Source organism: Streptomyces sp. NPDC047453, assembly GCF_040643155.1.
Classification (GTDB): Bacteria; Actinomycetota; Actinomycetes; order Streptomycetales; family Streptomycetaceae; genus Streptomyces.
This window is the reverse complement of the sequence record NZ_JBEYTS010000040.1, coordinates 35,036-59,989: the sequence shown is the minus strand read 5'-3', so window position 1 is coordinate 59,989 and position 24,954 is coordinate 35,036. Positions and strand designations below refer to the sequence as shown.

Annotated in this window: 25 protein-coding genes; 9 read left to right on the top strand and 16 right to left on the bottom strand. The window is 71.5% G+C overall.

From position 1 onward, the window contains the following. Positions 1 to 25: 25 nt before the first annotated feature. Together ABZ818_RS28385 and ABZ818_RS28380 are read left to right on the top strand one after the other, a co-directional pair. On the top strand, positions 26 to 1,033 hold the full coding sequence (locus ABZ818_RS28385) for a bifunctional lytic transglycosylase/C40 family peptidase (RefSeq protein ID WP_361420444.1): 1,008 nt from the start codon (positions 26 to 28) through the stop codon (positions 1,031 to 1,033). A 249-nt stretch (positions 1,034 to 1,282) separates the two neighbouring features. After that, positions 1,283 to 1,987 (top strand): phosphatase PAP2 family protein, encoded by a 705-nt coding sequence (locus tag ABZ818_RS28380; protein WP_361420441.1) that lies wholly within the window; start codon positions 1,283 to 1,285, stop codon positions 1,985 to 1,987. A gap of 58 nt (positions 1,988 to 2,045) precedes the next feature. On the opposite strand, the gene ABZ818_RS28375 is transcribed toward ABZ818_RS28380, so the two are convergent. Continuing rightward, complete coding sequence (locus tag ABZ818_RS28375; RefSeq protein WP_361420438.1) at positions 2,046 to 3,650, bottom strand: FAD-binding oxidoreductase; 1,605 nt, start codon at positions 3,648 to 3,650, stop codon at positions 2,046 to 2,048. Between the two features lie 446 nt (positions 3,651 to 4,096). Between ABZ818_RS28375 and pstS the strand changes: the two genes are divergently transcribed. From pstS to pstB, 4 genes are all read left to right on the top strand, one after another. After that, positions 4,097 to 5,230: a phosphate ABC transporter substrate-binding protein PstS gene (pstS, locus tag ABZ818_RS28370; RefSeq protein WP_361420435.1), complete on the top strand. Its 1,134-nt coding sequence runs from the start codon at positions 4,097 to 4,099 to the stop codon at positions 5,228 to 5,230. 102 nt (positions 5,231 to 5,332) lie between these two features. Then, complete coding sequence (gene pstC / locus ABZ818_RS28365) at positions 5,333 to 6,340, top strand: phosphate ABC transporter permease subunit PstC (protein ID WP_361420432.1); 1,008 nt, start codon at positions 5,333 to 5,335, stop codon at positions 6,338 to 6,340. Next, positions 6,337 to 7,389, top strand: a complete 1,053-nt coding sequence (gene pstA / locus ABZ818_RS28360) for a phosphate ABC transporter permease PstA (RefSeq protein WP_361420429.1) — start codon at positions 6,337 to 6,339, stop codon at positions 7,387 to 7,389. The genes pstC and pstA overlap by 4 nt, the downstream gene beginning before the upstream one ends. A 65-nt stretch (positions 7,390 to 7,454) precedes the next feature. Continuing rightward, positions 7,455 to 8,231 carry a phosphate ABC transporter ATP-binding protein PstB gene (gene pstB, locus ABZ818_RS28355; RefSeq protein WP_225074491.1) on the top strand — a complete coding sequence of 259 codons (777 nt, stop codon included), beginning with the start codon at positions 7,455 to 7,457 and terminating at the stop codon, positions 8,229 to 8,231. 130 nt (positions 8,232 to 8,361) lie between these two features. On the opposite strand, the gene ABZ818_RS28350 is transcribed toward pstB, so the two are convergent. The 3 genes from ABZ818_RS28350 to ABZ818_RS28340 are packed head-to-tail and all read right to left on the bottom strand — an operon-like array spanning position 8,362 to position 10,220. Then, positions 8,362 to 8,562, bottom strand: coding sequence for a DUF5988 family protein (locus tag ABZ818_RS28350; RefSeq protein WP_361420425.1), 201 nt, complete (start codon positions 8,560 to 8,562; stop codon positions 8,362 to 8,364). A gap of 31 nt (positions 8,563 to 8,593) precedes the next feature. Next, the gene (locus tag ABZ818_RS28345) at positions 8,594 to 9,592 is read right to left on the bottom strand and encodes an inorganic phosphate transporter (RefSeq protein WP_361420422.1); all 999 of its coding nucleotides are present in this window, start codon (positions 9,590 to 9,592) and stop codon (positions 8,594 to 8,596) included. A 7-nt stretch (positions 9,593 to 9,599) separates the two neighbouring features. Then, positions 9,600 to 10,220 carry a DUF47 family protein gene (locus ABZ818_RS28340; RefSeq protein ID WP_361420419.1) on the bottom strand — a complete coding sequence of 207 codons (621 nt, stop codon included), beginning with the start codon at positions 10,218 to 10,220 and terminating at the stop codon, positions 9,600 to 9,602. 215 nt (positions 10,221 to 10,435) lie between these two features. Here ABZ818_RS28340 and ABZ818_RS28335 point away from each other — a divergent pair, with 215 nt between their 5' ends. After that, positions 10,436 to 10,789 (top strand): metal-sensitive transcriptional regulator, encoded by a 354-nt coding sequence (locus tag ABZ818_RS28335; protein WP_361420416.1) that lies wholly within the window; start codon positions 10,436 to 10,438, stop codon positions 10,787 to 10,789. Positions 10,790 to 10,861: 72 nt separating this feature from the next. On the opposite strand, the gene ABZ818_RS28330 is transcribed toward ABZ818_RS28335, so the two are convergent. Both ABZ818_RS28330 and ABZ818_RS28325 read right to left on the bottom strand, forming a co-directional pair. After that, a complete protein-coding gene (locus ABZ818_RS28330) occupies positions 10,862 to 11,077 on the bottom strand; it encodes a hypothetical protein (RefSeq protein ID WP_361420413.1) in 216 nt (71 codons plus the stop codon). A 119-nt stretch (positions 11,078 to 11,196) separates the two neighbouring features. Beyond that, positions 11,197 to 11,940, bottom strand: a complete 744-nt coding sequence (locus tag ABZ818_RS28325) for a hypothetical protein (protein WP_361420410.1) — start codon at positions 11,938 to 11,940, stop codon at positions 11,197 to 11,199. Positions 11,941 to 12,221: 281 nt separating this feature from the next. Here ABZ818_RS28325 and ABZ818_RS28320 point away from each other — a divergent pair, with 281 nt between their 5' ends. Next, on the top strand, positions 12,222 to 12,413 hold the full coding sequence (locus ABZ818_RS28320) for a hypothetical protein (protein WP_361420477.1): 192 nt from the start codon (positions 12,222 to 12,224) through the stop codon (positions 12,411 to 12,413). Positions 12,414 to 12,427: 14 nt separating this feature from the next. Here the strand turns inward: ABZ818_RS28320 and ABZ818_RS28315 are convergent, their stop codons facing one another. The 10 genes from ABZ818_RS28315 to ABZ818_RS28270 all read right to left on the bottom strand — a co-directional run bounded on the left by ABZ818_RS28315 (position 12,428) and on the right by ABZ818_RS28270 (position 23,794). Continuing rightward, entirely contained in the window at positions 12,428 to 12,856 is a 429-nt protein-coding gene (locus ABZ818_RS28315) for an NUDIX hydrolase (protein ID WP_361420407.1), read from the bottom strand. 18 nt (positions 12,857 to 12,874) lie between these two features. After that, positions 12,875 to 13,951, bottom strand: coding sequence for a CHAD domain-containing protein (locus ABZ818_RS28310; protein WP_361420404.1), 1,077 nt, complete (start codon positions 13,949 to 13,951; stop codon positions 12,875 to 12,877). After that, on the bottom strand, positions 13,932 to 16,220 hold the full coding sequence (locus tag ABZ818_RS28305) for an RNA degradosome polyphosphate kinase (RefSeq protein WP_361420401.1): 2,289 nt from the start codon (positions 16,218 to 16,220) through the stop codon (positions 13,932 to 13,934). The genes ABZ818_RS28310 and ABZ818_RS28305 overlap by 20 nt, the downstream gene beginning before the upstream one ends. Positions 16,221 to 17,085: 865 nt before the next feature. Beyond that, positions 17,086 to 18,006 (bottom strand): mycothiol synthase, encoded by a 921-nt coding sequence (gene mshD, locus ABZ818_RS28300; protein ID WP_361420398.1) that lies wholly within the window; start codon positions 18,004 to 18,006, stop codon positions 17,086 to 17,088. Between the two features lie 56 nt (positions 18,007 to 18,062). Next, entirely contained in the window at positions 18,063 to 19,520 is a 1,458-nt protein-coding gene (locus tag ABZ818_RS28295; RefSeq protein ID WP_361420395.1) for a HAMP domain-containing sensor histidine kinase, read from the bottom strand. Continuing rightward, on the bottom strand, positions 19,517 to 20,248 hold the full coding sequence (locus tag ABZ818_RS28290; protein WP_361420392.1) for a response regulator transcription factor: 732 nt from the start codon (positions 20,246 to 20,248) through the stop codon (positions 19,517 to 19,519). The genes ABZ818_RS28295 and ABZ818_RS28290 overlap by 4 nt, the downstream gene beginning before the upstream one ends. Positions 20,249 to 20,364: 116 nt before the next feature. Further along, entirely contained in the window at positions 20,365 to 20,583 is a 219-nt protein-coding gene (locus tag ABZ818_RS28285) for a hypothetical protein (RefSeq protein WP_361420389.1), read from the bottom strand. Positions 20,584 to 20,641: 58 nt separating this feature from the next. Next, the gene (locus ABZ818_RS28280; RefSeq protein ID WP_361420386.1) at positions 20,642 to 21,772 is read right to left on the bottom strand and encodes a trypsin-like peptidase domain-containing protein; all 1,131 of its coding nucleotides are present in this window, start codon (positions 21,770 to 21,772) and stop codon (positions 20,642 to 20,644) included. A gap of 135 nt (positions 21,773 to 21,907) precedes the next feature. Next, a complete protein-coding gene (locus ABZ818_RS28275; protein ID WP_361420383.1) occupies positions 21,908 to 22,930 on the bottom strand; it encodes a LacI family DNA-binding transcriptional regulator in 1,023 nt (340 codons plus the stop codon). 87 nt (positions 22,931 to 23,017) lie between these two features. After that, positions 23,018 to 23,794, bottom strand: a complete 777-nt coding sequence (locus ABZ818_RS28270) for a response regulator transcription factor (RefSeq protein ID WP_361420380.1) — start codon at positions 23,792 to 23,794, stop codon at positions 23,018 to 23,020. A gap of 240 nt (positions 23,795 to 24,034) precedes the next feature. On the opposite strand from ABZ818_RS28270, the gene ABZ818_RS28265 reads away from it, so the two are divergent. After that, entirely contained in the window at positions 24,035 to 24,925 is an 891-nt protein-coding gene (locus ABZ818_RS28265) for an alpha/beta fold hydrolase (protein WP_361420377.1), read from the top strand. The last annotated feature ends 29 nt before the right edge of the window (positions 24,926 to 24,954 follow it).

Here is a 24,954-nt window from a genome sequence, read left to right as displayed (position 1 = left end):
CGGACTCCCGTGGGACGAGGGGCGGTTGACGGTGCGCAAGGCATGGATCGTGGCGGCCGCCGCCGTCGCTTCCGGGCTCGGCTTCGTCACCCTGCTCGTCGTCGGCGTGTACGTCGTCGCGGGGAACATCGCGGGCGGGGTGGGCGGCGGGGCCGTGGGGCTCGCCAAGGGCGCCGTGCCGGCCGCGTACCAGCCCCTCGTGCAGAAGTGGGGCAACCTCTGCCCCGCGATCAACCCGGCTTTGCTGGCTGCCCAGTTGTACCAGGAGAGCGGGTTCAACCCGAACGCCAGGAGCCCCGCCGCGGCGCAGGGGATAGCGCAGTTCATCCCGGGCACCTGGGCCACGCACGGCATCGACGGCGACGGCGACGGGAAGGCGGACGTCTGGAACCCGGGTGACGCGATTCCGTCGGCCGCGTCCTACGACTGCGAACTCGCGTCGTACGTCAAGGACGTGCCGGGCAACGCGACCCACAACATGCTCGCCGCCTACAACGCCGGGGCCTACGCGGTGATCAAGTACGGCGGCGTGCCACCGTACGCGGAGACCCGGAACTACGTGAAGACGATCACGACCCTGGAGAAGAGCTTCGCGGCCCCCGTCACCCGCGTCGATCCCTCCAAACAGGCCGCCGTGGCCATCTCCTTCGCGCAGAGCAAGCTCGGCACGCGTTATCTGTGGGGCGGGAACGGCACCGCCGAGCAGGGCGGACGGTTCGACTGCTCGGGGCTGACCAAGGCCGCCTACGAGAGCGTGGGGGTCACGCTGCCGCGGGTCGCCAACGACCAGTACAACGCCGGGCCTCACCCCAAGCGGGACGAACTGCTGCCGGGTGACCTGGTGTTCTTCTCCGACGATCCGACCAACTCGCGGGCCATCCGGCACGTCGGCATCTACGTCGGCGGCGGGTACATGATCGACGCGCCGAGACCGGGCGCCGTGATCCGCTTCGATCCCATCGACACACCCGACTACTTCGGAGCCACCAGGGTCACCGAGGATGGCGCGAAAGCGCTCCCCACCACGGTGTGAACGGGCGGTGAGCCAACGTCCTGAACTGCGGGGACGAGTCTCTCTTCGATAACGTCTGCGTGATCATTCGGTGGAGTGCGGAACGCATCCATCAGGGTCGTGCGTTGGTGTTGACGTAGCCAAGAGTGCGACCGGTGGCGTGTGTGCCCTACGCGCGCGCAGCGGAAGCGGATCTACGACCACGGGGGTGGGCAGGGGCGGCGCACGCCGGGTGCGCCCGCGACGACACGACGAAGGGGCCTCAGCAGGATGGCTGGACTCGCCGAATCCGGGTCGAACCCCGACGTCGACCTGCTCTACAACATCAACAGCCTGGCCAAGGACGCGCCGCGCTGGTTCGACCGGGGCATGGAGTACGTCGGTGAGTACGGGCTGCTGCTCGCCATGGTGCTGCTCGTGCTGTGGTGCTGGTGGTCCGTGCGGCGCCGGGGCGGCGAAGGGGCGGCGTCCGCCGTCGCCGCGCTGGTGTGGGCGCCGCTGGCGGCCGGTCTCGCGGTGCTCGTGAACGTGCCGATAAGGGGCTTCGTGCAGCGGCCCCGGCCCTTCCTGGACCATCAGGGGCTGGACGTCCTGGTGCAGGGGAAGACCGACTACTCCTTCGTGAGCGATCACGCGACGATCACCATGGCGATGGCGGTCGCGCTGTTCGTCGTCGACCGGCGTTTCGGCCTGGTGGGCATCGGGCTGGCGCTGCTCGAGGGGTTCTGCCGGGTGTACATGGGCGTGCACTATCCGACGGACGTGGTGGGCGGGTTCGCGCTGGGTACGGCTGTCGCGCTGCTGCTCTCCCCCCTGGCCACGGCTCTGCTCACGCCGCTGCTCAAGGCGGTCGAGGGGTCGGCGTGGGGCGGCCGGCTGGTGCGTGCGCGGGGTGCCGGCCCGGGCGACGCGGTGGTCTCCGACCGCTCCGCGGAGGAGCGGGCGTCGGCGGAGGAGCGGGACCTGGCGGCGTAGCCGGGCGCCCCCGGGCCCACCGCGGCACCTCGGCGGTACGGCCGTCCGCGGCCGGGTCTCACAGGCCCTGTGGGTACGAGAAGAAGTTCTGCGGGTCGTACTGGCGCTTCAGCTTGGTCAGGCGGGTCGCCGCGTCGCCGTAGTAGGCCGTGCGCCAGTTCCTGAGGGTGGGGTCGCTGTAGTTCTGGTAGGCCGCGCCGGAGACGTGGGGCCGCATGGCGTTGTGCGCCGACGTCAGCCAGGACTGGGCCGCCGAGCCGGTGGTGCCCGGGCGCCAGGAGGCGACGTACTGGGCCAGCATGCGTGAGCGGCGGTGGACGAAGGCCGTCGCCGTCGGGGAGACTCGGTTGACCGCCCCGCCGAGCGCGGTGAACGCGATGCTGCCCGCGCCGCCCCGCACCGAGCGCAGCTGGGCCAGCAGCGTCTGGATGCCGGCCGAGGACAGGGAGCGGTCGAAGAAGTCCGAGCGGGCCGCGTACGTCTCGCGGCCGAGCCTGCCCTGCGGGGAGCGGCCGGGGGTCGTACCCGGCAGGTGGCACTGGGCGTCCACCGGGAAGGACGAGCAGCCGGCGTAGGCCTCCATGGCCTGCTCGAAGGAGTGGCGCCTGAGCGACACGCTCGACGCCGGGGCGCCGACCGCCGCGGCCAGGCGGTCCACCGCGTTCTGCAACGCGCCGTAGGTGCCCAGGGAGAAGGCCGCCACGGACACGGTGGGCGTGCCGCCGGCCGAGCTCTCCAGGTGCAGGGACGACCAGATCTCGTCCGGCTGTCCGGGCCCCCAGCCCTGCCAGGCCTTCACGACCGCCGCCGCCTTCGCCCACGGCCACCTCAGGTACGCCGACACGGCCTGCGGTGCGGAGTGGGTCCTGAACCCCAGTTCGGTGACGACGCCGAAGTTGCCGTTGCCCGCGCCGCGCAGCGCCCAGAACAGGTCCTTGTTCTGGGTGGCGTCGGCGGTCAGCTGCCTGCCGTCCGCCGTGATGAGGGTGGCCCGGGTCAGGCTGTCGCAGGTCAGACCGTAGGCGCGGGCGACGACTCCGTGGCCGCCGCCGAGGACCAGGCCGGAGATGCCCACGGTCGGGCAGGAGCCGCCGGGGATCGTCACGCCCTTCGCGGTGAGCGTGCGGTAGATGTCGATGAGCTTGGCGCCGGCGCCGATCACCGCCGAGGAGCCGCTCGCCCGGACCTGGCTGAGCCTGGAGACGTCGATGATCAGCCGGCCGTCGCCGGAGGACCAGCCTCCGTAGGAGTGGCCGCCGTTGCGGACGGCGACGCGGACGTGGTGGGCGTGGGCGTAGGACAGGACGGTCCGGATGTCCTCGGCATGGGCCACGTACGCGACCGCGGCGGGCTTGAGGCTGTCGAAGCGGGTGTTGTAGAGCTGCTTGGCGGTCGTCCAGGAGGCGTCGCCGGGGCGGACCAGGGTGCCGTCCAGGGAGCGGGCGAGTGCGGCCCAGCCGGCGGCGGCCGGGGGGCTGGTGGTTCTCGGCGCCGTACTCGCGGAGGGGGTGCCGGAAACCGCCGACATCCCCGTGGTGGTGGTCCGGACCGTAGCTGCCCGGGCCGTCATCCCGCCCCTGCCGCCCCTGCCGCCGCTGCACGCGGTCGTCGCGATCGCGGCGACCGCTGCCGCGCCGCCCCCCAGGAAAGCCCGTCGTTCCATGCCCGCACCTCCTGTCGTTCCTGCGGAACGAGACGACGGGGCGGCCCGGAGGGTTCCGGGGAACCACGCCGCAGGATTGCCACAGTACGGCGGTCGGGGCGCCACCGACACGCGAGCGCGGGCCGCTTCGGTCGCGCGGGCCGCCGACGCGGTGCAGTCTGCGTGGTGGGGAACACGGCGGACTCTTCGGTGTCCGGCGCGCCCCCGTGTCCGTGGCGACCGGCTTCCGCCGGCCATGTCTCCGCCGTGCCCTCGCCGTAAGCATTCCGTGACCTCACCGCACTTTCGACAGGGGTTCACCCCTCGTTCACTTCCGGCAATCGGCGGCTTCACCTGTTCTGCCTAATTTCAGGCTTACCCGGTGCTGATGCGCAGGTCGGTGCATCGGTGTCGCCAAAACCCTCGCACGCCGCCGGACAGGACGGCGGCTCCCGGAAGGAACTCAAGTGAAGCTTCAGCGCAAGACCCGGCGGGCACTCGCTCTCGGCGCACTCGCCGTCTCCGGCGCCCTGGCCCTCACGGCGTGCGGCTCTGACGACACCGGCGCCAAGAACAACGCCGGCAACGACAGCAGCACCGCGGCGGCCACCAACAGCTCCATCAAGTGCGACGACGCCAAGGGCCAGCTGCTCGCCGACGGCTCCTCGGCGCAGAAGAACGCGATCGACGCCTGGGTGAAGCAGTTCAGCCAGGCCTGTGGCGTGCAGATCAACTACAAGGGCGGCGGCTCCGGCGCCGGTGTCACGGCGTTCACCCAGGGCCAGGTCGCCTTCGCGGGTTCCGACTCGGCGCTGAAGCCCGAAGAGGTCACCGCCTCCCAGAAGGTCTGCACCGGTGGCGGTCAGGGCATCGACCTGCCGATGGTCGGCGGCCCGATCGCGCTCGGCTACAACGTCCCGGGCGTGGACAACCTGGTCCTCGACGCTCCGACCCTGGCGAAGATCTTCGACAGCAAGATCAAGAACTGGGACGACGCGGCGATCAAGAAGCTGAACCCCGGCGCCAAGCTGCCCAACCTCAAGATCCAGGCGTTCCACCGCTCGGACGAGTCCGGCACCACGGACAACTTCACCAAGTACCTGAAGGCCGCCACCCCCGAGAACTGGAAGTACGAGGGCGGCAAGGCCTGGCAGGCCAAGGGCGGCCAGGCTGCTCCGCAGTCCTCCGGTGTGGCCCAGCAGGTGAAGCAGACCGACGGCGCGATCGGCTACTTCGAGCTGTCGTACGCCAAGGACATGCCCACGGTCGACATCAACACGGGCGCCGCCGCTCCGGTCAAGGCCACCGTCGAGAACGCCACCAAGGCCATCGCGGACGCCAAGGTCGTCGGCACCGGCAGCGACCTGGCGCTGCAGCTGAACTACAACACCAAGGCCGAGGGTGCCTACCCGATGGTCCTGGTCACGTACGAGATCGTCTGCGACAAGGGCAACAAGGCCGACACCCTGCCGGCCACCAAGGCGTTCCTGCGCTACATCGCCAGCGAGGAGGGCCAGAACATCCTCACCGAGAACGACTACGCGCCGATCCCTGACGCGATCATCAGCAAGGTCCGCACCACCATCGACGGCCTGAGCTGATCCGAGTGCGGCCCGGACCCCCAGCGGGGTCCGGGCCGCACCGTCCGGTGCACCGCCGCCAGGAGCCGTACGCGCGTACGGCTCCGCAGACCGGAGATCCCGATGGACATATCAACGCATACGACAGGCGCCGACGCGCCTTCCCCCCAGCCGTCCGAGGCCGAGCAGAAGCGTGCCTCCCGCGGCGCCACCCGTCCCGGAGACCGGATCTTCCTCGGTCTCACCCGTGGGTCGGGCATTCTGCTGCTGGTCGTCATGGCCGCGATCGCGGTCTTCCTCACCTACCGTGCCTCGCTGGCGATCAGCAAGGACCACGGCAACTTCCTGACCACCTTCGAGTGGAACACCGGCCTTCAGCCGCCGGTCTTCGGCATCGCCGTGCTGGCCTTCGGCACGGTGGTCTCCTCGATCATCGCCATGGTCATCGCCGTTCCCGTCGCGGTCGCCATCGCGCTCTTCCTCACGCACTACGCCCCGCGCCGGCTGAGCGGCCCCATCGCGTACGTGGTCGATCTGCTCGCCGCCGTGCCGTCCATCGTGTTCGGTCTGTGGGGCGCGCTGGTCCTGGTCCCGCACCTGGACGGCCTGTTCGGCTGGCTGAACGACTACCTCGGCTGGACCGGGATCTTCTCCTGGGAGGGCGGCGCCCCCCGCTCGCTGCTCACCGTCGGCATCCTGCTGGCGATCATGATCCTGCCGATCATCACCAACGTCAGCCGCGAGGTGTTCCGCCAGGTCCCGCGGATGCACGAGGAGGCGGCTCTGGCCCTCGGCGCCACGCGCTGGGAGGTCATCCGCATGTCGGTGCTGCCCTTCGGGCGGTCCGGCGTGATCTCCGCCTCGATGCTGGGTCTGGGCCGCGCGCTCGGCGAGACGATGGCCGTCGCCACCGTGCTGTCGCCGACCTTCACCATCCGGGCCAGCCTGCTCGACCCGGGCGGCGGCACCTTCGCCCAGAACATCGCCAGCAAGTTCAGCGAGGCGACGGAGTACGGCCGTGACGCGCTGATCGCCTCCGGCCTGGTCCTGTTCGTCATCACTCTGCTGGTCAACGGCGCGGCCCGTCTGATCATCGCCCGCCGCAAGGACTACTCGGGGGCCAACGCATGAGCCACGCAGCCATCGCCGACAAGCGCTCCAGCAGTCTGCGCGGCGCCAGCCTGCCCAAGTGGTCCCCGTGGGCCATCGCCCTCGGCTCCCTGGTCGCCGCGGTCGCCATCGGCCTGGCCGGCGGCCTCCACAGCCGCGTCCAGTGGGGTCTGATCGCCGCGGTCCTCTTCGTCCTCGGCACTTACGGCGTGGCCGCCCGCGTCGAGGGCCGCCGCCAGGCCAAGGACCGCGTCGCCACCAGCCTCGTCTGGGTCGCCTTCCTGCTCGCCCTGGTGCCGCTGGTCTCCCTGGTCTGGACGACCGTCCAGCGCGGTGTGAAGGTCCTGGACGGCTACTTCCTGACCCACTCGATGGGCCTGGTCGCCGACACCGAGCCGGGCGGCGGCATCTACCACGCCATCATCGGCAGCCTGGAGCAGGTCGGCCTCGCCACCCTGATCGGCGCGCCGGTCGGCGTGCTCACCGCGATCTACCTGGTGGAGTACGGGCGCGGCAGCCTCGCCCGGGCCGTGACCTTCTTCGTCGACGTCATGACCGGTATCCCGTCGATCGTCGCGGGCCTGTTCATCCTCAGCCTGATGCTGATCTTCAAGATGCAGCCGTTCGGGTTCGCCGGTTCGCTGGCCCTGGCCATCCTGATGATGCCCGTCGTGGTCCGCTCCACGGAGGAGATGCTCAAGCTCGTTCCGAACGAGCTGCGTGAGGCGTCCCTCGCCCTGGGCGTGCCGAAGTGGCGCACCATCCTGCGGGTGGTCCTGCCGACCTCCATCGGCGGCATCACGACCGGCATCGTGCTGGCCATCGCCCGTATCGCCGGTGAGACCGCCCCCGTGCTGCTGCTGGTCTTCGGCAACCCCTTCATCAACACGAACCCCTTCGAGGGGGCGCAGTCCTCGCTGCCGCTGTACATCTACCAGCAGTACACGAACAGCGCGGGCTCCGGCGCGGCGTACGACCGTGCGTGGGCGGCCTCGCTCACCCTCATCGCCTTCGTGATGATCCTCAACCTCGCGGCCCGCGGCATCGCCCGCTGGAAGGCCCCCCGTTAACGATCTGCGGCTGCTGCCGCGCGGGGCCTGTCAGCGACCCCCGGACTTTTGGAAGTGAAGTAGTCATGGCCAAGCGAATCGATGTGAGCGGGCTCACCGCCTACTACGGCGCCCACAAGGCGATCGAGGACATCTCGATGACGATCGAGCCGCGCTCGGTGACGGCGTTCATCGGCCCCTCCGGCTGCGGCAAGTCGACGTTCCTGCGCACCCTCAACCGCATGCACGAGGTCACCCCGGGCGGCCGGGTCGAGGGCAAGGTGCTCCTGGACGAGGAAGACCTCTACGGCGCCGGGGTCGACCCGGTGGCCGTGCGCCGCGAGGTGGGCATGGTCTTCCAGCGCCCGAACCCGTTCCCCACCATGTCGATCTTCGACAACGTGGCGGCGGGACTGCGGCTGAACGGCAACTACCGCAAGAGCGAGCTGAGCGACATCGTCGAGAAGTCGCTCAAGGGCGCCAACCTCTGGAACGAGGTCAAGGACCGTCTGAACAAGCCCGGCTCGGGCCTCTCCGGCGGTCAGCAGCAGCGTCTGTGCATCGCCCGCGCCATCGCGGTCGAGCCGAAGGTGCTGCTCATGGACGAGCCCTGCTCCGCCCTCGACCCGATCTCCACGCTCGCCATCGAGGACCTGATCGGCGAGTTGAAGGAACGCTTCACGATCGTCATCGTGACGCACAACATGCAGCAGGCGGCGCGCGTCTCGGACCGTACGGCGTTCTTCAACCTGGCGGCCGTGGGCAAGCCGGGCCGGCTGATCGAGATCGACGAGACCGAGCGGATCTTCTCCAACCCGTCCGTGCAGGCGACCGAGGACTACATCTCCGGCCGCTTCGGCTAGACCGCCGGTCCTCTCCCAGATCCCTCGCGGTGCTGCATGGCGGTGCCACCGCGAGGTCGCAGAAGGGCCCGCCCCTGGCTCCCGGGGGCGGGCCCGCGCGTTTCACCGGCCGGGGTGCGCGCCCGGCCGCTCACTCGGCGACTTCGGTGCGCTCCCACCACTGGTAGACGGTGACCTGTCCTTCCTTGCTGTCCTCGTGGCGCGAGGTGACCTTGTAGTGCTCGTATCCCCCGAGGTGCGGGATCTTCAGTTCCTGTCCGGGAGGGACCACCGGCACCACGGTGCCCGCGAGGTCCTCCGGCCCGCCTTCGAGGAGTGCCTTGCTCGTCATGGTTCCAGTGTGACCACACCGGGCCCGGCTGCTACAGGAACGCCAGCCTGATCAGCCAGAAGGCGCAGGCCGCCACGATCGCCGCGGCCGGCATGGTGATGAACCAGCCCAGGACGATGTTCTTCGCCACGCCCCAGCGGACGGCGTTGACCCGCTTCGTCGCGCCCACACCCATGATCGCCGAGGTGATCACATGGGTGGTGGAGATCGGCGCCTTGAACAGGAACGCGGTGGCGAACATGATCGACGCGCCGGTGGTCTCGGCGGCGAAACCCTGCGGCGGGTCCAGTTCGATGATCTTGCGGCCCAGGGTGCGCATGATGCGCCAGCCGCCCGCGTAGGTGCCCAGGGACAGCATGAGCGCGGAGACCAGCTTCACCCATACCGGGATCGGGTCTCCGTAGTTCTCCACATCGGCGATGACCAGGGCCATCACTACGACACCCATGGTCTTCTGGGCGTCCTGGAGGCCGTGTCCGAGCGCCATGCCGGCCGCCGACACGGTCTGCGCTATGCGGAAGCCGCGCTTGGCCTTGTGCGGGTTGGTCCGGCGGAAGATCCACATGATCGCCGTCATGACCAGGTAGCCGACGATCAGGCCGACCACCGGGGACAGGAACATGGGGGTGACGATCTTGTCCAGCACGCCGGACCAGTACACGGTCGTACCGCCCGCCAGGGCCGCGCCCACCATGCCGCCGAACAGCGCGTGCGAGGAGGACGAGGGAAGGCCGAAGTACCAGGTGACCAGGTTCCAGACGATGGCCCCGAGGAGGGCGGAGAAGAGGATGCCCATCCCCTTGCCGCCGGTGGGCGTCTGGATCAGGCCCTCGCTGACGGTCTTGGCGACCCCGCTGCCGAGGAAGGCGCCGGCGAGGTTCATCACCGCGGCCATCGCCAGCGCGGCGCGCGGGGTGAGCGCCCGGGTCGACACGGAGGTCGCGATGGCGTTGGCGGAGTCGTGGAAGCCGTTGGTGTAGGCGAAGCCGAGAGCGACCAGGATGGTCAGGATCAGAGCGAAGGTGTCCATGGACGCCTCAGGACTCCTTGACCGCGATGGTCTCCACCGTGTTCGCCACGTGCTCGAAGGCGTCCGCGGCTTCCTCCAGCACGTCCACGATCTGCTTGAGCTTCAGCACCTCGATCGCGTCGTACTTTCCGTTGAACAGGTGGGCGAGCAGCTTGCGGTGGATCTGGTCCGCCTGGTTCTCCAGGCGGTTCACCTCGATCCAGTACTCGGTGAGGTTGTCCATGGTCCGCAGATGCGGCATGGCCTCGGCCGTCAGTTCCGCCGCCCTGGACAGAACCTCGATCTGCTGCTCGACGCCCTTGGGCAGTTCCTCGACGTTGTAGAGGACGACCAGGTCGACGGCCTCCTCCATGAAGTCCATGATGTCGTCGAGGGACGACGCGAGGGAGTAGATGTCCTCGCGGTCGAAGGGCGTGATGAACGAGGAGTTCAGCTGGTGGAAGATCGCATGCGTGGCGTCGTCACCTGCGTGTTCCGCGGCCCGCATACGCTCTGCGATCTCGGCCCGGGCGGAAGCGTCCGCCCCGAGCAGTTCCATCAGGAGTTTCGAGCCCGTGACGATGTTGTCCGCGGACGCGGCGAACATGTCGTAGAAGCTCGTCTCCCTGGGGGTCAGACGAAAGCGCACGTGGGGTCCTCGGGGTGCTTCGGTTCGGGTCAGGGTGATGTTAAGCGCATCATCCGGCCACGGCTAAGGGGCCGTCCCCCAGTGTCGCCCATGAGCCCTCGTGCTCGGCACGGGGGCATGCCAAGGCTGCCGCTGCCCGGCAGGATTCGTTACCATATACCCGCCAGGGGTATGTCTCCTCGGTGTGTGCCGAGAATTCCGAGAGCGAGGACGCGATGACGACCACCGAGGCCGGAGCGACGGCGCCCTCCGAGAACGTGAGCGGAATCACCGAGCACGAGCCCGTCACGCACGGTTACCACAAGCAGAAGGACGAGCACCTCAAGCGGCTCCGCCGGATCGAGGGCCAGATCCGCGGGCTGCAGCGGATGGTCGAGGAGGACGTCTACTGCATCGACATACTCACCCAGGTGTCCGCCTCCACGAAGGCCCTCCAGTCCTTCGCCCTGCAACTGCTGGAGGAGCACCTGCGGCACTGCGTCGCCGACGCGGCCCTCAAGGGCGGGTCGGAGATCGACGCGAAGGTGGAGGAGGCCACGAAGGCGATCGGTCGGCTGCTGCGCACCTGAGGCTCACCGGTCCGGCGGGCTGCGGGGGTGCGAGGCTCACCGGTCCGGGCCGGCTGCCGGGGTACGTGAGGCTCACCGGCCGGGGGGCTGCCGCCAGGCCCCCGGCGTTCTCCGGCACGTGCCGGCCTCGGGCTCCTCGGTCACCCGCAGCACCTCGTCGATGCTCTCCAGGCTGAGCCGCTCCTCGGCGGCCGAGGCCGCGATGATCAGCTCGCCGCACAGCTCTATCTCGGCGAGGGCCACGTGGTCCTGAACTGCCCTACCGCTGAGCGGAGCCACGCGCGTCACCTCTTCTCTGCCGTCTGCCGCTGCCGACTTCCTAGGGTAGGGAGCGGCCTACGCGCGGCGCATGGCACCAAAGGGCTAGTTCGCCGGTCATTTCTCGGCCCATTCGGGTCCGTCCCGGCTCACTGCTCGGCGATCCGCCCGGTGTAGATGTCCTGCGGCCGCGGCAGCGCCACGGTCACCGGCGTCCCGAAGGCGTACAGCAGCGTGGTGGAGAAGACGGCGACGGTGCGTCCCAGCTGCCCGTTGACGAAGGCGAAGCTCTGCCGGAGCTTGCGGATGCGGCCGTGGTCGTCGAGGTAGACGTCGAACGGGACCGCGCTCGTGGCGAACCCTTTCGCCGCCGCATTCAGCGCCGCCTCGTCGGCCGCCGTGGCGCTCTTCGCCGCCAGGGCGAGATCGGCGGTGCCCCGGTAGTGGCGGACCGGGACCCCCGCGACCTCGGTCCTCTCCACGAATGTTGCCGTGCGCGTGCCGCGCAGCACCTCGGCGGCGGCGAACGGGTCGGTGGCGCCGCCGGTGACCAGGTTGCCGTCGACGAGCGTGGCCGTGTCCACCCGCACCCACTTGTCGGCCGGCACGCCCGCTCCCCGGTTCTTCATGAACAGGGCGCCCGGTGCGAGGAGCTCGGTGATCGGCACGTGCTCGGCGGCCCCCGACGGGTCCTGCGGCAGCACCAGCGTCAGCCGCCCGCGCTGCCCGCGGAAGTCGTAGCCGCCCTCGCCGCGGATCGTCACACGGGTCCCGCCGGTGGCCATCTCCATCGACGTACGGGTCTGCGCGCTGCCCGCCTCCAGCAGCACGTCCGGCGCCTGGCGCAGGGTCTGCACCGGATCGGTCGCGGCGCGCGCGTCGTCGGCGGCCACGCCGCCGCCGGAGCATCCTGTGGCGCACGCGGCGGCCAGGACGGCCGCCGCGAGTACCGCGCCGCCCGTTCCTGCCCGCGCGCCCGGCCTCACCCGAGCACGAGCACGAGGGACACCCAGCCGCCGCCGCACCGCCATCGCCCTGCCTACCCCCAGCTGCTACGTCCGTCACGGGCCCCTGTCGTCCGGTCAACGACGAGTGGGTGGCCCCCGTCACGCACGCACCCGATCCACAGGACCCCGTAACGCCCCGTTCACCTGGCGTGGGTACGTTTGTCAGCGTGGTGCAGCATGAGGGCCTGAGCCCCGTCCAGGAGGACCGCAGGAGCCGGGACGCCGTGGGACACCGTGCGACGACCGTCGAACAAGGCCGTTTCTGCCTGGCCCGCTGCACCTGCGGCTGGCGTGGGCCGGCCCGCCGGGCCCGCAGCCTGGCCCGCACGGACGCGCTGGGACACGAGGGCGGCGCCTGACCGCACCGGCGTGCTCAGCCGGGCCGCAGGGCCGCCGGCAGTTCGTCCGCCAGGTCGCGGTCGCGGAACTGGGTCAGCCGGTTCCGGGCTTCGGCCGGGGACAGCCACAGGACGCGGTCCACCTCCTTGTTGGGGGTGAAGCGTCCCGCGACGGCCTCGGCGGCCCAGTAGCGGACCTGTTTGGGCCGGCCACCCGCCATGTAGGTCACGGTGCTCAGCTCGACGCCGGGAACGGCGACGTAGCCCGTCTCCTCCGCCACCTCGCGCACGGCGCCCGCCAGCGGGTCCTCACCGCGCTTGAGCTTGCCCTTGGGGTGGGACCAGTCGTCGTACTTCGGCCGGTGAACCAGGCACAGCTGGAGCGTGCCGTCCAGCGGCGAGCGGCGCCACAGCACGCAGCCGGCCGCCAGGACGGGCGTGTCGTTCAGGCCGAGGTCGGTCACCGCTGCTCACCCGTCCTGTCAGCCGGCGCCGACGGCCTGCTTCAGCCACGACTGCTGGAAGGCGAACCTGGCCGCCTCCACCTCGTGCCGCTGGTCCGCGTGCAGCACGCCGAGCGCGTACGCCGTCGCCGGGGCGATGCGCGGGGTGCGGGCCGCCGAGGCCGCGGCGGCCGCCGCCTCCGAGGCGTCGCGGTGCCGGTCGAGGGCCTGGCCGGCCGCCAGCAGCCGCGCGATCACGGGCGAGTCGGCCCCGTCGAGGACCTCGCGGGCGTACCGGTGCAGGCGCAGCAGCAGGCGGACCTGGTGCCAGGGGGCGTCCTGCGGGTGCGGGGACGGGTCCGGGGACAGGCCGTGGACCAGGGCCTCCGCGTTGTACGGGCTGCCGGCGGTGACGAGCGGGAGGGCGGCGACGGCGTCCGTCAGGCGCTCCCGGGCGGCGGCGGCCAGGGGAGTCAGGTCCGCGGTGGCGGCGGCCGGGGTGAGGGGGACGTCGCTGGCGAGTACGGCCACCTTGTCCGCGACGGCGTGGAAGCGCGCGGAGCCCAGCGCCTGGAGGGCGGTCGAGTGTGCCCTGGTCCGGGCCAGGGTGAGCTGGCGCTCCAGCAGGGCGCCCGCTTTCGCCGCGCCCACGGTGAGGTTGCCGCGGTCCACGGCGCGGCCGCCCGGGACCTCCTCGGTGGGCTGGGCCGGGAGGACCGCTGTTCCGGAGAGCCGGTGCAGGGCCAGCAGCAGCCGTTCCAGGCAGGCCTGGCAGGCGTGTTCCCGGGCCAGGGTGCCGGACAGCCAGGCCAGTTCCGGGCACAGCTCCGCCGACCAGGCCTCCTCGAGCAGGGGGCGGAAGGTGTGCACGCTGCCGCTGATGCGGCGGGCCGAGCGGCGCAGGGCGCGCGCGGCGTCGACGGACTCCTCCGTGCCGTGCCCCGAGCCGCCGGTCTCGCGGTGCAGGCGCAGTGCGCGGAGGAACTCCGTGGCCTGGGCCCGCAGATAGCACGCGAGAGCATCGGCGGTGGGGGCACCGCCCTGCTCCAGCGCGGTCGGCAACTCGGGGGAACCCCCGGCCGTGGAGTCCGTCGGGTCAAGGTGTTGCTGTGCCACGCCGGCGCCTCCGGGCGTCTATGAGCATCTCCTGGACGTTGCGCAGGGGCTGGCCGTCCGAGTCGGTCGCGTGCCGGGTCCACTCGCCGTCCGCGCCGAGGTGCCAGGACGAGGTGGTGTCGGACATGCCGGTCTCCAGCAGCCGGTTGAGGGCCGCCCGGTGGGCCGGGTCGGTGACCCGGACCAGGGCCTCGATACGGCGGTCGAGATTGCGGTGCATCATGTCGGCGCTGCCGATCCACACCTCGGGCTCGCCGCCGTTGCCGAAGACGAAGACCCGGGAGTGTTCGAGGAAGCGGCCGAGGATCGAGCGCACGCGGATGTTCTCCGACAGGCCGGGCACGCCGGGGCGCAGGGCGCAGATGCCGCGCACCCACACGTCGACCGGTACGCCGGCCTGGGAGGCACGGTAGAGCGCGTCGACGACCGCCTCGTCGACCATCGAGTTCACCTTGATGCGGATGGCGGCGGGGCGTCCGGAGCGGTGGTGCTGGGTCTCCTTGTTGATCCGGGAGATCAGCCCGTCGCGCAGGGACTTGGGGGCCACCAGGAGCCGGCGGTAGGTCTCTCGGCGGGAGTAGCCGGAGAGGCGGTTGAACAGGTCGGAGAGGTCCGCGCCGACCTGCGGGTCGGCGGTGAGCAGGCCGAGGTCCTCGTAGAGGCGGGCCGTCTTCGGGTGGTAGTTGCCGGTGCCGACGTGGCTGTAGCGCCGCAGGGTGTCGTCGCCTTCTTGGCGCACCACCAGGGACAGCTTGCAGTGGGTCTTCAGGCCGACCAGTCCGTAGACGACGTGGCAGCCGGCCTCCTCCAGCTTGCGCGCCCACTTGATGTTGGCCTGCTCGTCGAAGCGGGCCTTGATCTCGACCAGGACGAGGACCTGCTTGCCCGACTCGGCGGCGTCGATGAGCGCGTCGACTATGGGGGAGTCGCCCGAGGTCCGGTACAGGGTCTGCTTGATCGCAAGGACGTCCGGGTCGGCGGCGGCCTGCTCCAGGAAGGCCTGGACCGAGGTCGAGAAGGAGTCGTAGGGGTGGTGCAGGAGCACGTCCCGGCTGCGCAGCGCCGCGAAGATGTCGGGGGCCGAGGCGGACTCCACCTCCGCCAGTTCCCGGTTGATTCCGGCCACGAACTTGGGGTATTTCAGCTCGGGCCGGTCGAGGCCGTGGATGCGGAAGAGGCCGGTGAGGTCCAGGGGGCCGGGCAGCGGGTACACCTCGGCCTCGCTGATCTTCAGCTCGCGCACCAGCAGGTCGAGCACCTCGCGGTCGATGGACTCCTCGACCTCCAGGCGCACCGGCGGCCCGAAGCGGCGCCGCATGAGTTCCTTCTCCAGGGCCTGGAGCAGGTTCTCGGCGTCGTCCTCCTCGACCTCCAGGTCCTCGTTGCGGGTGAGCCGGAAGGCGTGGTGCTCCAGGATCTCCATGCCCGGGAACAGCTCCTCCAGGTGGGCCGCGATGACGTCCTCGAGAGGGACGTAGCGGCCCGGGGAGCTCTCCAGGAAGCGGGACAGCAGCGGCGGCACCTTGACGCGGGCGAAGTGGCGGTGGCCGGTTACCGGGTTGCGTACGACGACGGCCAGGTTCAGGGACAGGCCGGAGATGTACGGGAAGGGGTGCGCGGGGTCGACCGCCAACGGGGTCAGCACGGGGAAGATGCGGTGCCGGAACAGCGTGAACAGGCGGGCCTGCTCCTTCTCCGTGAGCTCGCTCCAGCGGACCAGGTGGATGCCCTCCTCCGCGAGTGCGGGGGCGACGTCCTCGTGGTAGCAGGCGGCGTGCCGGGCCATGAGCTCGCGCGAGCGGGCCCAGATCATCTCCAGCACCTCGCGCGGCTGCAGCCCGGAGGCGGACTGGGTGGCGACGCCGGTGGCGATACGGCGTTTCAGGCCGGCGACCCGGACCATGAAGAACTCGTCCAGGTTGCTGGCGAAGATCGCGAGGAAGTTCGCGCGCTCCAGCAGGGGTGTGTTGGGGTCCTCGGCGAGTTCGAGGACGCGCTCGTTGAAGGCGAGCCAGCTGCGCTCCCGGTCAAGGAAACGGCCCTGCGGCAGCTGCTCCCCCTCTGCCGGTGCCTCCACGTACCCGTCGAGGTCGGCGTCGATGTCCGGTTCCAGGTCGGAGACCGTGGCCGCCACGGTGTGCGGGCGGTGCGCGGCGATGGAGCCCACGGAGGGCTGCGGGTTCTGCGCGGTGGCGGGGCCCGCGGGGCCTCCCACGAGGGTGGTGGGAGCCTGTGAGGTCTGCGCTGCCTGGGTGTCTGGCTGGCTCATGACCCTATTCTTCCGCGCGTGCGGCGGGACAGGCGCGTCGAAAGGCACGCGCGGGAGCGCGACGGCGGTCCCCACACGGGGAGGCTCGGGCTCAGGCGCGGCGGGCTTCACCGCCCGAGCGTCGCAAGACCGTCTGAACCAACGGTTACGGACACATGACGTGCGGGACACTGTGGAGCGGCCCACCGGGAACAATGTAAGCCGGGGGACGCCGGAAACCGGCTCGGGGACGGCGGGTAACTGCGCGCAGGCGCACGGGTGGTGCGCCGGGCGCGCGGTTCCTCGGCGACGGGTGCACGGGTGTGCGTGGCGCGCCATGGGGGAGGTGGGTGGCCGGCCGATGGGAAGCGGGTGGCGGGTCACGGGCCGGGAGGACGGATACGGCGGGTGGCCCGTCGGCGGATGGCCCGTCGGCGGATGGCTGGGTGGCGGGCGCGCGGGTGGTGGTCGGTCCGCGGGTGGTTCGGGCCCGTGGCCGGCGGTGGCGTCCACGCGGGACCTGGGCTCACGGTCGGCGGGCGGCGGGGCCGCCTCGGCGGCGGGACGACGGGCGTGGTGCGCAGTGGGCCCGCAGGTGGTGGTGGCCCCGCCGGCCGGTGGATGCGGGCGCGTCAGCGGTCGGCGGTCGGTCCGTGAACGGTGGGTGGCAGCGTGTGCCGGGCCGCACGCAGATCGGGAGGACTCACCCGGCGGGTGCGGGGGCGCGCGGGTGGTGGTCGGCCGGTCCGTGGGTGGCGGCGCGCGGTTGCTCCGCGGCGGGTGCGGGGGCGGCGGGCCGCCCCCGGGCCGGAGGACGGACATGGTGGGCGGCGGGCCCGTGGGTGGCGGGCCGGCCATGGGGCGGGAGCCGCGGGGCCCGGGGCGGTCAGGTCTCCGTGCGGTACATGAGGTCGGTCTCGTATGTGGTGAAGCCGAGGCGTTCGTAGACGGAGACCGCCGCCTTGTTGTCGGCGTCGACGTACAGCATCGCCGTCGGGAGGCCCTGCGCGGCCAGGTGGCGCAGGCCGATCAGAGTGAGGGCCTTGCCGAGACCGCCGCCCTGGGCGCCGGGGCGGACGCCGAGGACGTACACCTCGCCGAGGTGTTCCTCCCGGTGCACCTTGGTCCAGTGGAAGCCGACCAGCCGGCCCTCGCGCTCGGCGAGGAAGAACCCCTGAGGGTCGAACCACGGCTGGGCCTCGCGGTCGTCGAGGTCGCGCTGGGTGAGGGAGCCCTGCTCGGGGTGGTGGGCGAACGCCTCCGCGTTCACGGCGAGCCATGCGGCGTCGTCCCGACCGGGCACGAAGGTCCGTACCGTCACGCCCTCCGGCAGCGCCGGCTCGGGCAGGTCGAGGTCCGTCAACGGCCGCCGCATCTGCCGCAGTTCGCGGAACAGGGTGAGCCCGAGGACCTGTGCCAGATGCCGCGCGGCGGACTGCCCCCCGTGCGCCCACACCCGCAGTCGCTTGCCGGACGTGGCCAGCAGCGCGGCCCCGAGCGCCCGCCCGTGCCCGTACCCGCGGTGCTCCGGATGGACGACCAGCTCGGCGGCGGGCGCCTCCACCGGATCGGTGTCCTCCAGTTGCGCGTAGCCGACGAGTTCGCCGTCGACGGCCAGCAGCAGATGGGACACCCCCTGGCGGGCCCCGCCCCGCAACTGGAGCCGGCCCTGCTCGGACACCGCCTGCCGTCCGTCGGCGCGGGCGGCCGCCTCCAGCAGTCCGAGCACGGCTTCGGCCTGGTCCGGGGTGAGCTCGGCGAGGGTCTCCAGGGAGCGGGCGGTCGGTGCGGTGTCGTCGCTGGTCATGGATATGAGGGTACGGGGTTCCCCCGCGGGGCGGCCGGGCCTTCCCGCACCGGGCCTCAGCCGACGCCAGGCGTCTCCGGCGGCGGAACGGGCGCCCCCGGCAGCCGTACCGTCGCCACCGTGCCGCCGGCCTCGGCCCGTGTCAGGGTGACCTCGCCGCCCGCCCGTTGGACGGTGCGGGCGACGATGGACAGGCCGAGTCCCGAGCCGGGCAGGGCACGGGCGCTCGGGGAGCGCCAGAAGCGGTCGAAGACGTGGGGGAGTTCGTCGGCGGGGATGCCGGGTCCGTGGTCGCGGACGGTGAGGACGCCCTGGTCCAGGACGACGTCGATCGTGCCGTCCTTGGGGCTGAACTTCACCGCGTTGTCGAGGATGTTGACGATCGCCCGCTCCAGCGCGGACGGCTCCGCCCGTACGTACCAGGGGTCCAGGGCCGCCTTTATGGTCAGTTCCGGGCCGCGCAGCCGGGCGCGGCGCAGCGCCGCCTCCACGGTGTCCTGGAAGGCGATCACCTGGACGCGTTCGCCCCGCTGCCCGTCCGAGCGCGACAGCTCCTGCAAGTCGCCGATCAGCGAGGCCAGTTCGGTCATCTGCGCCTTGACCGAGGCGAGCAGTGCCTTGCGGTCGGCCTCGGGGAGCGGGCGGCCCGTCTCCTCGCTGCGGGTGAGGAGTTCGATGTTCGTACGCAGTGAGGTCAGCGGGGTGCGCAGTTCGTGGCCGGCGTCCGCGATCAGCTGCTGCTGAAGGTCCCGGGAGCTGGCCAGGGCCGAGGTCATGGAGTTGAAGGAGTGGGACAGGCGGGCGATCTCGTCCTCGCTGTCGTCCTCCACGGGGATGCGGATCGTGAGGTCCTCGGTGCGCGCCACGTGCTCCACCGCCTCCGTGAGCTTGTCCACGGGGCGCAGCCCGGCGCGGGCGACGGCGAGGCCGGCGGCTCCGGCGCCGAAGACTCCCACGCCGGAGACGAAGAGGAGCAGCAGGGCCAGGTCGCTGAGGGTGTTCTCGGTGTCCTTCAAGGAGAGGCCGAGCATGAAGGCGATGCCCGGGTACGCCTCGGAGTTGGGGCCAGGGCCCGTGGGGACGGCGACGGTCATCACGCGGATGTTGTTGCCCTGGGTGTCGGTGGTGGTGTGGAAGGTGCGCTCGCGCACATCGGGGGTGGCGGCCACCCCTTTGTCCAGGGCCGTGACCTTGATGACGCCCGGGGACCGGGTGTCCACGCAGAACTTGCCCTGGGCCGTCACCAACTGCACGTAGAGGTACGAGCGCTGCATGTCGCCCGGCGAGTCGTCCGTCGTCTGCGTGCAGTTGGCGGCCATCGCCGAAGCCGTGGTGGCGGTCACCCTGCCGTAGCTCGCGAGCCGGCTGTCGACCTCGTCGTACAGCTTCCCCTGGACGATGAACCAGCAGGTGAGGGAGACCGCCGCCACCGCGAACGCCACCGCCGCCGCCACCAGCAGCGCCAGCCGGGAGCGGATCGGCAGCGCACGGAAACGGCGCAGCGCCCTCTTCACTCCGCGCCACCCTGCCGCAGTACGTAACCCACCCCGCGCACCGTGTGCACGAGGCGGGGCTCGCCGTCGGCCTCGGTCTTGCGTCGCAGGTACATGACGTAGACGTCGAGGGAGTTCGAGGAGGGTTCGAAGTCGAAGCCCCAGACCGCCTTGAGGATCTGCTCCCGGGTGAGCACCTGGCGCGGATGGGCCATGAACATCTCCAGCAGGGTGAACTCCGTCCGGGTCAGCTCCACCTGCCGGCTGCCGCGCGTGACCTCGCGGGTGGCGAGGTCCATGCGCAGGTCGGCGAAGGTGAGGGCCTCGTCCTCCTGGGCCGCGCCCGCCACGGCCGCGTAGGTGCTGCGGCGCAGCAGTGCCCGGATGCGGGCGAACAGCTCGTCCAGCTCGAAGGGCTTGACCAGGTAGTCGTCCGCCCCGGCGTCCAGGCCGGTGACCCGGTCGCCGACCGTGTCGCGGGCGGTCAGCATCAGGATGGGGGTGGTGTCGCCGGTGCCCCGGATGCGGCGGGCGGCGGTCAGGCCGTCCATCCGCGGCATCTGGATGTCGAGGACGACCAGGTCCGGCTGGTACGAGGCCGCCTTGCCCAGCGCGTCCGCGCCGTCCACGGCGACCTCGGTCTCGTACCCCTCGAAGGCGAGGCTGCGCTGGAGTGCTTCGCGTACCGCCGGCTCGTCGTCGACGATCAGGATGCGCTGGGGATCACGGTCGCCATCGGCGGGACTCATCGGTCGTCGTTCCTCGGGTCGCTGGGGCCGCGCGGACCGGTCGGTCCTGGGCTGAACGCTCTCAGCCTCGCATGTTCGTTGCGGCGGGGTGCGGCGCGCGGGTGGCGCGCCGCAGCTCAGGCCGCGATCGCGGCGATCCGGCGCAGCGGCACCTTGTGCCGGTGCGGGCGCTCGGCGGAGGTGCGCAGGCCCATCAGCTGGGGGACGACGGCGGCCTCGGGCACGCGGTTCGCCGGGCTGTGCGGTTCCTTCGCGGCGGTGCGGGCCAGGGTGAGGCCGGCGGGGGCGGTCAGGTCGATGGTGGCCGTCGTCTCGTGCACAACGTGCTGGATCATGTCGTACTCCTTGTCGAACGGTGCCGGACGCTGTCCGGGCGCCTGCCGGTGCCGCGCCTCAGCGCTGGGAGCCGGAGCGCAAGGTGGCCAGGTCGGACTTGACGATGTTGATCGGGATGGCGAAGCCGAGGCCGACGCTGCCGGCGCTGGACGAGTCCGACGCCTGCGTGGCCGAGTACATCGCCGAGTTGATGCCGACGACGTTGCCGCTCGCGTCGATCAGTGCGCCGCCGGAGTTGCCGGGGTTGAGGGACGCGTCGGTCTGTATTGCCTGGTAGGTGGTGGTGGAGGAGCCGGTGTCGCCGTTGAACTGGCGGCCGCCGAACTGGAAGGGCCAGCCGCCGCCGGCCTGCCCCTGGTTCTCGTTGGTGGAGACCGTCACGTCGCGGTGCAGGGCGGAGACGATGCCGCTGGTGACGGTGCCGGTCAGGCCCTCCGGGGAGCCGATCGCGACGACCTGGTCGCCGACCGCCAGTCCGTCGGAGTTGCCGAGGGCCGCCGTCCTGAGGCCGGAGGCGTTGCGCAGCTTGATCAGGGCGAGGTCCTTGGAGCTGTCGGTGCCCACGACCTGCGCGGTGTAGGAGGTGCCGTCGCTGGTGCGCACCTTGATCGAGGAGGCGCCTGCGACGACGTGGTTGTTGGTGACGACCTCGCCGTTGCTGCTGACGATCACGCCGGAGCCGGTGGAGGTGCCGTTGTCGAGGGTGGCGTTGATCTCGACGACGCTAGGGGTGACCGCCTTGGCGATCGCGGCGATGCTGCCGCGCTGGCTGGAGGCCACCACATTGGTGGTGGTGGTGCTGCTGGAGGCGACCGTGTCCGTGCCGGTCAGCTCCTGGAAGGCGAACGCGGTGCCGCCGCCCACCGCGGCCGAGGCGATCGCCACCGCAGCGAGCAGGGCGAGCGGTCCCCTGGCGCGCTTGCGCGACCCGGAGGCGTGCGTGGGTCCCGCCGGGACGGCCGGGAAGACGGCGGTGCCGCCGTCGTCCGCGCCGCCCTGACCGCCGTGGGCGCCCGGCCCGGCCGCGAACGGCTGTGCGGGGACGTACGGCGGCGGGGGCGGCCACTCCGGATTCACCGGGGCGGAGACCCGCCGCTGGTCCGCCGACTGCACGGAGTCGGCAGCCGGGGCCTGCCCGTCACCCTGGGGGTGTTCGTACTCGCCGGTGCGGCGGATGCTCTCGCTCATGACATTGAGAGTGTCCCGGGATCATGAGAGCTTCCTGAGTCCCCGCTGAGAAGCCCGACAGAACCTCGTATGCCCGATATAAGCAAGCCCCTCGGAGGGGTCTCCCGCGGCGGGGGGAGTCAAGGAGTGAGGGGGCTAGACGCAGCCGCAGGACGTGCGGACCACGAGGCGCGACGGGAAGAGCTTCAGCCGCTCCCGGCGCGAGCCGGCGACCCGCAGCCCGTCGTCCAGCACCAGGTCCACGGCCGCCCGGGCCATCGCCGACCGGTCCGAGGCGACCGTCGTCAGCGGCGGGTCCGTCAGCGCCGCCTCCTTGATGTCGTCGAAACCGGCCACGGCCAGCTCGCCGGGGACGTCGATGCGCAGTTCGCGCGCGGCCCGCAGCAGGCCGATCGCCTGGTCGTCGGTGGAGCAGAAGATCGCCGGCGGGCGGTTCGGGCCCGAGAGGATCTCCAGGCCGATCCGGTAGGCGTCGTAGCGGTTGTACGGCGCCTCGAACAGGCGTCCCTCCGTCGGGATGCCGGCCTCCGCCATGGCGCGCCGCCAGCCCTCGACGTGGTCGGACACGGGGTCGCCCACGGCGGGCGTCTCGGCGGTGCCGCCCACACAGGCCACGTAGTCGTAGCCGTGCTCCAGCAGGTGCCGTACGGCGAGCTGGGCGCCGCCGAGGTCGTCGGTGACCACGGCCACGTCGTCGATGGCCTCGGGCCGCTCGTGCAGCAGTACCACCCGGGCGTCCCAGGCATCGATCTCGGCGGCGGCGAGGTCGTTCAGCGCGTGGCTGACCAGGATCAGACCGGAGACGCGCATGCCGAGGAACGCCCGCAGATAGTGGACCTCGCGCTCGGCGACGTAGTCGGAGTTGCCGACGAGGACCATCTTCCCGCGCTCGGCGGCGGCCCACTCCACCGCGTGCGCCATCTCCCCGAAGAAGGGCTGGCGGGCGTCCGGGACGATCAGGCCTATGAGGTCGGTGCGCCGCGAGGCCATGGCCTGGGCGACCCGGTCGGGCCGGTACCCCAGCTCCTTGATCGCGGCGAGGACTCGCTCGCGGGTGGCCGGGGCGACCGGCCGGGGTCCGTTGTTGATCACATAGCTGACGACGGCAGTCGATGTCCCCGCCAGCCGCGCCACGTCATCCCGAGTCACCTTGGCCACGGCGCGGAGTCTACGCGGATGGACCCGCTCCCGGGCAGGGCGTACCGGAGCGTGGACGGGTATGCGACACGCCCGTGGGGGCGCGCCTCACCTCTCCGCGCGGGCCCGCCTCGCCGCGGTGTCCTGATTCTCCGCATTTGGCCGGGCGGTCCCGGCCTTCTTCTCGTCCGCGGCGTCCCCGGCACGGTCGGTCTTCTCGGGAGTAACGAATCGGTAACCGACATTGCGGACCGTCCCGATCAGCGATTCGTGCTCGGGGCCGAACTTGGCCCGCAGCCGCCGTACGTGGACGTCGACGGTCCGGGTGCCGCCGAAGTAGTCGTAGCCCCAGACCTCCTGGAGCAGCTGGGCGCGGGTGAACACGCGGCCCGGGTGCTGCGCGAGGTACTTCAGCAGCTCGAACTCCTTGAAGGTGAGGTCCAGCATCCGGCCCTTGAGCCGGGCGCTGTAGGTCGCCTCGTCCACGGACAGGTCGCCGCTGCGGATCTCCATGGGGGAGTCGTCGTTGGCGATCTGCCGGCGGCCCATGGCCAGCCGGAGGCGGGCCTCCACCTCGGCGGGACCCGCGGTGTCCAGGAGCACGTCGTCGATGCCCCAGTCGGCGGTGACGGCAGCGAGGCCGCCCTCGGTCACCACGAGGATCAGCGGGCAGCCGAGACCGGTGGAGCGCAGCAGCCGGCACAGGCCGCGCACCTGCGGCAGGTCGCGCCGCCCGTCGACCAGGACGACGTCGGCGCTCGGGGTGTCCACGAGTGCGGGCCCCTCCGCCGGGGCCACCCGCACGTTGTGCAGCAGCAGGCCGAGGGCGGGGAGCACCTCGGCCGATGGTTGGAGGGCGTTGGTCAGCAGCAGCAGGGAACTCATCGCGCGCCTCCCGCAAGCTCTCGGCCGCGCTCGAGCAGGGGGAACCCCCATGCCCGGGCTGTCGTATGTGCGTGCACCGTTCGCTCGTCCATGGCGTCTGGTTCCTCCTCGGTCCCTGCCCACTGCGCGATCAACGGGCCGTACACCTGCGGTTTCCCGCGCCGTATACAACGCTTCCGAAAGCACGAAAGGACCCGGGGGCTGCGCTGCCCGAGTCCTCTTCGCAGCAGAATAGCCGATATGAGGTCGGGATCGGCAGGTCGAGTGGCGCGTTCGACGGACGTTCCGGAGGGCGGGACACCACCCGGCGCGGGCGCCGGGGGCGTGGTCAGGACGTTCCTGCGCACGGCGGACGGGGTGGCGCTCGACGCCGCGTACGAGCCGGGCGCGGTCGCGCGGGACGGCTCCGGCGGCGGTCACGGCGACCTCGTGTTCGTGATCGCACACGGCTTCACCGGCGACCTGGACCGGCCGCACGTGCGCCGGGTGGCGCGGGTCCTGGCCCGCTACGGCGCCGTGGTCACCTTCTCCTTCCGCGGCCACGGGGCCTCCGGCGGGCGCTCGACCGTCGGCGACCGCGAGGTACTGGACCTGGCGGCGGCGGTGGCCTGGGCGCGCGGGTTCGGGCACGCGCGCGTGGCGACCGTCGGCTTCTCCATGGGCGGCTCGGTGGTGCTGCGGCACGCGGCCCTGCACGGTGGTCCCATGGACGCCGCACCGGGCGAGGGGCGCGCGGACACGCGTACGGACGCCGTGGTCTCCGTCAGCGCGCCCGCGCGCTGGTACTACCGGGGCACGGCCCCCATGCGCCGGTTGCACTGGCTGGTCACACGCCCCGAGGGCCGGCTGCTCGGCCGCTACGGGCTGCGCACCCGGATCCACCACCGCGACTGGGACCCCGTCCCGCTGCCGCCGTTCCGGGCGGCCTCGCGCATCGCACCCGTCCCCCTGCTGATCGTGCACGGCGACCGGGACGGCTACTTCCCCCTCGACCACCCCCGGATGCTGGCCGCGGCCGCCGGTGACCACGGGGAACTGTGGCTCGAGCCCGGCATGGGCCACGCCGAGAACGCCGCCGCCGACGAACTCCTGCACCGCATCGCGCGCTGGACCCTCGCACAGGCGGGCTAGCCTGACCCTGTTCATAGACGAGTGATCGA